Genomic DNA, 7,799 nt, shown 5'->3' with positions numbered 1-7,799 from the left:
CTGTTTCGGTCATCTCTACCATAAAGGTAGACTCTCCTTTAGAGAGGTTATCAGAGGCACCAACCCTTGTAAATACTTTATCGATGATTCCTATTCTTGCGTATGAGGCAGGCACAAAACTTCCCATTTGAGCCATGAGCACAATCAAGGCCGTCTGTCGCAATAATGCGGACTTACCCGCCATGTTGGGGCCAGTGATGATGATGATCTGTTGGTTCTCATTATCCAAATAGATATCATTAGGTACGTATTCCTCTCCTGCGGGAAGCTGCTTTTCAATTACCGGATGACGGCCGTCTTTAATTTCCAGCGCATCAGTATCGGATATTTTTGGCTGGCTGTAATTGTTTATCCGGGCAACATGCGCAAACGAGAGCAAACAATCCACTGTAGCCAAAATCCTTGCATTATGCTGAATTTGGGTCACATATTCTGCTGCATCAAGTACCAAAGCCTGAAAGTATTTTTGCTCGATGGCTATCATCCTTTCCTCGGCGTTGAGGATTTTTTCCTCATAGGTTTTGAGTTCAGGGGTAATATATCTTTCTGCATTGACAAGGGTTTGCTTCCTGATCCATTCCTGTGGTACTTTGTCCTTATGTACATTGGTAACTTCCAGGTAATAGCCAAAAACCTTGTTGTATGCGACCTTTAGTGAACTGATTCCGGTATTTTGCATTTCCCGCTGCTGCAGTGCCACCAAATAATCTTTACCGGACTTTGCTAAACTCCTGTACTCATCCAGTTGCTCGTCCACACCTTCTTTGATAATGCCTCCTTGGTGAATAAGCATGGGTGCATCTTCCTGCAATTCCCTTTCAATTTTTTCAAGAAGAAATGCGCAGGAATTCATTTGATCAGCCAACTTTTTCAAAGAGGGATTATCAGAAGACTGCATCAAATCCCTAATCGGAACGGTGTTTTTCAGGGCTTTTTTAAGCTGATTCATCTCCCTGGGGTTAATTCTTCCCACCGCAACTTTTGAAATCAACCTTTCCAGGTCACCTATATGCTTAAGGTAACCGTAGATTTCATCCCCCAATTGTTTATTTTCAAAGAAATAAGCCACTACTTTAAGCCGTTCCTCAATAGGCTCCTTTTCTTTTAAAGGAAGGACCATCCATTTTTTCATCATTCTTGAGCCCATGGGCGTTACCGATTGATCAAGAATTTGAATAAGAGGCACTCCACCCTCCTGCTGGGCGTATACTAACTCGAGGTTTCTAATGGTAAATTTATCCAACCAGACATATTTCTCCTCTGCAATTCGGGAAATGGCCGCTATATGTTTGACTTCGCGGTGCTCTGTCTCCTCCAAATAATATAATACCGCTCCTGCAGCGATTATCCCCAATTCGAGGTTTTCAATACCAAACCCCTTCAGGTTGTTAGTAGCAAAGTGATTGGTAAGCTTTTCATAGGCATAATCATACTGATACACCCAATCTTCGCAGTGAAAAGTGGTGTATTGATCCTTGAGCATTTCCTGAGCCCTTTGTTTAAAGGCTTTGGAAAAAATCAACTCTGAAGGACTGAAGCTTTGCAAAAGCTTTTCTATATAGCTTTGGCTTCCTTGAGCACTCATAAACTCACCGGTTGACAGGTCTAAAAATGCAATGCCAATGGATTCTTTCCCAAAATGAAGAGAAGCAAGGTAATTATTCCGTCGCTTATCAAGAACGTTATCGTTGAAAGAAAGGCCGGGTGTTACCAACTCGGTTACCCCTCTTTTTACTATACCTTTGACTTCTTTTGGATCTTCAAGCTGATCACATATTGCAACCCGGTTTCCGGCCCGTACCAATTTAGGCAAATATGAATCCAGGGAATGATGGGGAAATCCTGCCAGTTCAATATGAGAGGCTGCGCCATTGGCTCTTTTTGTCAACACAATATCCAACACCTTGGAAGCCACAATGGCATCTTCTCCAAATGTCTCATAAAAATCTCCTACCCTAAAAAGTAACAATGCCCCAGGATGCTTGGATTTAATGGCATTATACTGTTTCATCAAAGGAGTTTCCTTACCTTCCTTTTGTTTTGATTTCGCCATATGCTCCCAGGATTAAATCTTTATGCTAATTTTGACACGGTTCAAAACCTGAAATTAAAAGATATCAAAAGGTAAACAAAACCTCATGAAAAAATTAAGCATGGAAGAACTCAACCGACTTACGGTAGAGGAATACAAGAAGAAAGACAAAGCGCCTCTAGTCATTGTGTTGGATAATGTCAGGAGCTTAAATAACGTCGGTTCAGCTTTTCGAACTTCTGATGCATTTTTGATAAAAAAAATCTATTTGTGTGGGATCACGGGTAAACCACCTCATAGGGAAATCCAAAAAACGGCTTTAGGGGCAACAGAATCTGTGGACTGGGAATATTTTGATAACACCCTTGCAGCCATCAAAAATCTTAAAGAAAATGGCTATATCATTTGCTCGTTTGAACAAACCGATCAGTCTGTGCCTCTTCATACATTTACCCCCAAAAAAGAGAGGGATTATGCATTGATATTTGGAAATGAAGTTTTCGGGGTGGAAGAAAGCATCATTAGGGAAAGTGACCAGGTAATTGAAATCCCTCAATTGGGCACCAAACATTCCCTAAATGTTTCCGTGAGCATGGGAATTGCCATTTGGGATTTCACAGTAAAACTTGATAACATAGACAGCAAAGCATAAAAAAAAGAGATCACATGATCTCTTTTTTTATTTTGGATTTATTGGTATTTGCATTTAGTCTTCTCTGAATTTGTCTACAATGTAGAGGAATAGGTTAAACGATAAAGTAGACATCCCTTCTTTTCTACCATCTTTTTCTCCACCCTGTCTATATATTGGGTTTTCTTTTCTCAAAAGATTTTGATTATTAGGGTTCTTACCTTCTAAAGGTTTTATAGCATTCAATCTTTGATTTTCTTGCCTCCAATCTAACTGAGAAAATTCGGAACTTTCTAATTGCCCCAAGTCATCAGGATTCCGTGGAAAATCCTGCATACCCTTCTCTTTTTCACCTTGAGCTAGGGCAGCAAAACTGAAAAAAAAGGAGAAACTTATTCCCAGAAGGAATATATTTAATCCTTTAATAGAATTCTTGTCCTTAAATATCATTTGTGATGGAGGTTGAGTAATTTTAACTCTACGTTTATACTTATGTTTCAAATTTAATAAAAATATTTCACAATGCAAACGATTGACTTTTGTGATTTTCAAAGAATCGACTTGAGAATCGGCACAATTATCAAGGTAGAAAATTTTGAAAAAGCACTAAAACCAGCCTATAAGCTATGGATAGATCTAGGTGAGTTGGGCGTAAGAAAGTCCTCTGCACAAATTACTGTAAACTATCTGCCTGAAAATCTGATAGGAGTACAGGTTTTGTGTGTTTGTAATTTTAAGCCCAAACAAATCGCCAATTTCATTTCAGAGGTCTTGGTGACAGGATTTAAAGACCAAAATGGCGCTATTATTCTTTCCACATCGGATAAAATAGTACCGAATGGTGCAAAATTATTTTAGGTTCATATATAGATTTTCAAACCCTCTGGGGTAATTTCATTTTTAAATAACTTAAGATCCTGGCAGTTGGACTGATGGCATCTTCCTGTCACCAGGTTAAAACGGTATTGATGAAGTGGACAAATGACTTCCTGAAACTTGTTGATAAAACCATTAGCTAAATCAGCCTTTCTGTGAGGGCAAGTACGCTCAAATGCAAAATAAGCATTTCCTACACGGCTCAAACAAATTTTCTCCTCACCAAGCCTGACGGTTTTAATTTGATTTTCAGGAACCAACCTTTCCACCTCTTCTTTCGTCCTTCCAAGTATAAACGTTTTCATCAACAGCTTCTTTCGATTATATTGTACAGCCAAACTATAAACAAAAATCCATTTATGAAAAAGATACTGATGCTACCGATGCTATTTTTGGCAGGAATCCTTCAAGCTCAAATTATCGAGGGCGCCTGGAAAATGACCCATCAGGATGGAAAAGAAATGAATGACAAAGAATTCATTAAAATTTACCAGGACGGTTATTTTGCTTTTGGTGCTAAGGAATTGGGCACTAATAAATTTATTGGAGCCGGAGGGGGTGATTTTAGCCTAGAAGGCAATGTTTACAAGGAAACCTTGGACTTTTTTACTATGGACCCAGAGAAAGTGGGTACTACTACCACTTATAACCTAGACCGAACAGGAGAAAGGCTTGTTATATCCGCTCAAATTGATGGAAAAACTTTGGTGGAAATCTGGGAAAAAATCGGAAACAGAAAAGATGATTTGACAGGAAATTGGGTTTTTACAGGAAGAAAATCTGACGGTGAAATATCCAGATCAACGCCGGGCGCGAGAAGAACCGTGAAGATTTTGAGTGGAGGCAGATTTCAGTGGATTGCCTTCAATTCCGAAACCAAGGAATTTATGGGAACTGGAGGAGGAACTTACACAGCTGAAAATGGGAAATACACGGAGTTAATTACGTTTTTTTCTAGAGACGACTCCAGGGTAGGTGCCAGCCTAAGTTTCGATTTTGAGATTAAGGATGGAGAATGGCATCACAGTGGGTTAAGCTCCACCGGAAATCCAATCTATGAAATTTGGAGCAAGTATGCCGAAGCATATAAGCCAACCAAATAAAAGCTTGCAAGTATAAGGGTTAAGTAGGAAACTGCTTAGCCCTTTTTTGCAGAATCTAAATTTTTCACCACCTCATATCGCCAGCAATGCATCAGGTGATCATTGACCAGGCCTGTTGCCTGCATATGGGCATAAATGATAGTGGAACCCAAAAATTTAAACCCCCTTTGCTTTAGATCCTTCGACAGTTTATCAGAAAGGACATTATTGGGTGGAATTTCCTGTATAGTTTTCCATTCATTTTGAATCGGTACCCCATCTACAAAATCCCAGATATAATTGCAAAACGATCCGAAAGCGGCCTGAATTTCCATAAATCGACTCGCGTTGTTTACTGCTGCTCTGATTTTGAGCTCATTCCTAATTATATTTTGATCCTTTAGGAGTCTTTGAATATCAGTTTCTGAAAATAAAGCTACCTGTTTATAGTCAAAGGCGTTAAAGGCATTATGATATCCACTTCGCTTTTTTAATATTGTCGACCAACTTAGGCCAGCTTGGGCACTTTCAAGGATTAAAAATTCAAATTGCTTTTTATCATCCCACACGGGAACCCCCCATTCCTCATCATGATAGCGGATATACGCGTCAAAACCCAAGCACCAATCGCATCGGCATTTTTGGTCTGAAAGATTTGATTGCATAAAATGTTGGCTTATTCCACTGTTTCCAATAAGGTTCTAAAAACCACAAACTTTTCCCCAAACCTGTCTTTGGTATCCTGTTGCAACTTTGGGGCAAACCTTTTCTGATAATCCAAAATCTTATCCATATGGTCTGTAAAGTATTGTACCGAATAATTTACACTTCCATCTTCGGAATCATGCAGGATTTTGTAAAACTTATTTTCTATGAACATACCTGTAGCCAATACATCCGGGATATGGACTTCCTTCATCCAAATTACCCATTCTTCTTCGGTATCCTTTTCAATATTGACGGTTACGTTGTACAATAACATAATATTTTGGTTTTATTTTTACTTTTGTTCTGTATATCTACCAACAAATATACGTTCATGTAGTTAAAGATTTTGCCTTCCACACAGATTGGTCCTTAAGAATATGTCATTAAAATTAAAAACAACGACGCCACCAAGCCCTCTTCTTCAAATACAAAACTGGAGCATCAGGCACTTGACGTTGGTAAAGATTATAGTATCAATTCTTTATTTGGTGGGTATAGCAGGAATGGCCATACCAGAAATCAGGCCTTATTTCCAGTATTTAACACCCTTTCATTTATTGATGACAGTAGGTGTTATGCTTTTGTTTCACAGCGACTGGAACAAACAGTTTCTAATCTTCGCTGCAGCAGCCTGGACGTTAGGTTATGGTTCCGAGGCTTTAGGTGTTCATACCGGGTTTCCTTTTGGCAATTATGCTTATGGACCCGTTCTAGGAGTGCAACTCTTGGAAGTGCCCTTAATGATTGGGGTTAATTGGCTCATACTTGTGTACTTGACTGGCTCCATTTTAAATAGATTAATTTCAAAAGATTGGCTTGCAGCCATTTTGGGAGCTTTTATGATGGTACTCATTGATTTTGCCATAGAGCCTGTAGCCATAGCATTAGACTTTTGGTCATGGGAAGGCAATGAAATTCCTTTGTCCAATTATTTGGGCTGGTTAGGTGTTGCTTTTATCATTCACATGATTTACAGAAAGCTTCAATTCAAGAAAGAGAACAAAATATCTTTTTTTCTATTGTTCAATCTAACGGCTTTCTTTGTGATCTTGAATTTTATTATTTAAAACGATTAAACATTCTGATATTAAATAGGTTATTGATATGATGTATGCTTTGTTGTTCACAATATTAGGGTTTGCTATCATGGAATTTTCAGGTTGGTTTATACATAAATATATCATGCATGGGCCACTGTGGAATATCCATAAAACCCACCATCAGCCTAGTAAATCCTTTTTTGAGCTGAATGATTTGTTTTCATTATTATTTGGAAGTATCGCGGTTTTAATGATATTTCTTGGATTGGAAGGATTGGATTATAGATTTTGGATAGGTATGGGTATCAGTTTTTACGGGATGCTTTATTTCTTTATCCATGATGTATTAGTGCATAGAAGAATAAAATGGTTTGAAAGACCTAAAAATAAGTTGCTGTTGGGGATATTCAGAGCACATCAGGCGCACCACGCGACCAACAATAAAGATGATGCTGTATCCTTTGGCCTTTTTGTTGTACCGAAAAAATATTTTAAAAGTAAATGAGCATAGTCAGCACGTATTCAATCAAAGACCTGGAACAATTGTCTGGAATTAAGGCACATACATTACGTATCTGGGAACAGCGGTACAACCTGCTTTCACCAAAGCGAACGGATACAAATATTCGCTACTATGACGATGAGGACTTAAAACTGATTTTAAATGTGGCCTTATTAAATGATAACGGTTATAAAATCAGTAAAATCGCAAGCATGTCAGAACAAGAAATGCGCGAGGAGGTGGTTAAACTTACTGAAAGAAGTCTGACCCATGATGATCAAATTCATGCTTTGACCATTTGCATGATTGAAATGGATGAGGAGAGGTTTGATAAAGTTCTTTCTACCAATATACTTAAAATAGGTTTTGAGCAGACCATGATGAACATCATCTACCCATTCATGTCCAAGATTGGTGTTTTGTGGCAAACAGGGGCGATAAATCCCGCTCAAGAACATTTTATCAGCAACTTGGTCCGCCAAAAATTGATCGTAGCGATTGATGGTCAAGTCACAAAACCGGGAGGTAAAAAGTTTCTACTATACTTACCCGAAGGAGAATTGCATGAAATTTCCATTCTTTTTGCTGCATTCCTAATCAAAAATAATGGTCATAGGGTGATTTACTTGGGTCAAAACACACCTAATGATGATTTATTTACAGTTTACAAACTCCATAAACCAGAGTATATCTTAACAGTAATCACCACATCACCAAGCTCGGAATATATCCAAGAGTACTTAGATGCCTTGGCAGAAAGATTTTCTCAATGTGACATCATTGTATCTGGATACCAAATCGTTGGTCAAGACCTGAAGTTCCCAAGTAATGTGAAAGCAATGCATTACATCCGACAACTTAAAGATATGTTAACGGAAATTGAAGCGGTACCACAAGAGAAATAGTTTTACTTTTTTTAAAAAAAATT

Annotated in this window: 11 protein-coding genes; 6 read left to right on the top strand and 5 right to left on the bottom strand. The window is 38.4% G+C overall.

What is annotated here, in order from left to right:
- Positions 1–2,053: DNA mismatch repair protein MutS (gene mutS, locus B879_RS09435; RefSeq protein ID WP_040400403.1), on the bottom strand; the 2,053-nt coding region annotated here is incomplete at its 3' end.
- An 85-nt stretch (positions 2,054–2,138) separates the two neighbouring features.
- On the opposite strand from mutS, the gene B879_RS09430 reads away from it, so the two are divergent.
- Positions 2,139–2,684: an RNA methyltransferase gene (locus B879_RS09430; protein WP_157231579.1), complete on the top strand. Its 546-nt coding sequence runs from the start codon at positions 2,139–2,141 to the stop codon at positions 2,682–2,684.
- Positions 2,685–2,738: 54 nt separating this feature from the next.
- On the opposite strand, the gene B879_RS09425 is transcribed toward B879_RS09430, so the two are convergent.
- Positions 2,739–3,164: a hypothetical protein gene (locus B879_RS09425; RefSeq protein ID WP_202949613.1), complete on the bottom strand. Its 426-nt coding sequence runs from the start codon at positions 3,162–3,164 to the stop codon at positions 2,739–2,741.
- Positions 3,165–3,185: 21 nt separating this feature from the next.
- Here B879_RS09425 and B879_RS09420 point away from each other — a divergent pair, with 21 nt between their 5' ends.
- Complete coding sequence (locus B879_RS09420; RefSeq protein ID WP_009184941.1) at positions 3,186–3,521, top strand: tRNA-binding protein; 336 nt, start codon at positions 3,186–3,188, stop codon at positions 3,519–3,521.
- Positions 3,522–3,523: 2 nt separating this feature from the next.
- On the opposite strand, the gene B879_RS09415 is transcribed toward B879_RS09420, so the two are convergent.
- On the bottom strand, positions 3,524–3,844 hold the full coding sequence (locus B879_RS09415) for a Rieske (2Fe-2S) protein (protein WP_009184940.1): 321 nt from the start codon (positions 3,842–3,844) through the stop codon (positions 3,524–3,526).
- 54 nt (positions 3,845–3,898) lie between these two features.
- On the opposite strand from B879_RS09415, the gene B879_RS09410 reads away from it, so the two are divergent.
- Positions 3,899–4,642 (top strand): hypothetical protein, encoded by a 744-nt coding sequence (locus tag B879_RS09410; RefSeq protein WP_009184939.1) that lies wholly within the window; start codon positions 3,899–3,901, stop codon positions 4,640–4,642.
- A gap of 35 nt (positions 4,643–4,677) precedes the next feature.
- Here the strand turns inward: B879_RS09410 and B879_RS09405 are convergent, their stop codons facing one another.
- Positions 4,678–5,286: a DNA-3-methyladenine glycosylase I gene (locus B879_RS09405; protein WP_009184938.1), complete on the bottom strand. Its 609-nt coding sequence runs from the start codon at positions 5,284–5,286 to the stop codon at positions 4,678–4,680.
- 11 nt (positions 5,287–5,297) lie between these two features.
- Complete coding sequence (locus B879_RS09400; RefSeq protein WP_009184937.1) at positions 5,298–5,603, bottom strand: DUF4286 family protein; 306 nt, start codon at positions 5,601–5,603, stop codon at positions 5,298–5,300.
- Positions 5,604–5,706: 103 nt separating this feature from the next.
- Between B879_RS09400 and B879_RS09395 the strand changes: the two genes are divergently transcribed.
- From B879_RS09395 to B879_RS09385, 3 genes are read left to right on the top strand one after another with little or no spacing between them, the layout of a single operon-like run.
- Positions 5,707–6,396 (top strand): carotenoid biosynthesis protein, encoded by a 690-nt coding sequence (locus tag B879_RS09395; RefSeq protein WP_009184936.1) that lies wholly within the window; start codon positions 5,707–5,709, stop codon positions 6,394–6,396.
- Between the two features lie 37 nt (positions 6,397–6,433).
- Positions 6,434–6,874, top strand: a complete 441-nt coding sequence (locus B879_RS09390) for a sterol desaturase family protein (RefSeq protein WP_009184935.1) — start codon at positions 6,434–6,436, stop codon at positions 6,872–6,874.
- The gene (locus B879_RS09385) at positions 6,871–7,776 is read left to right on the top strand and encodes a MerR family transcriptional regulator (protein ID WP_009184934.1); all 906 of its coding nucleotides are present in this window, start codon (positions 6,871–6,873) and stop codon (positions 7,774–7,776) included. The genes B879_RS09390 and B879_RS09385 overlap by 4 nt, the downstream gene beginning before the upstream one ends.
- Positions 7,777–7,799 lie beyond the last annotated feature (23 nt).

This window comes from Cecembia lonarensis LW9 (genome assembly GCF_000298295.1).
Classification (GTDB): domain Bacteria; phylum Bacteroidota; class Bacteroidia; order Cytophagales; family Cyclobacteriaceae; genus Cecembia; species Cecembia lonarensis.
Note: the sequence above shows the minus strand (reverse complement) of the source record. Positions and strands in the feature narration are given on the sequence as shown.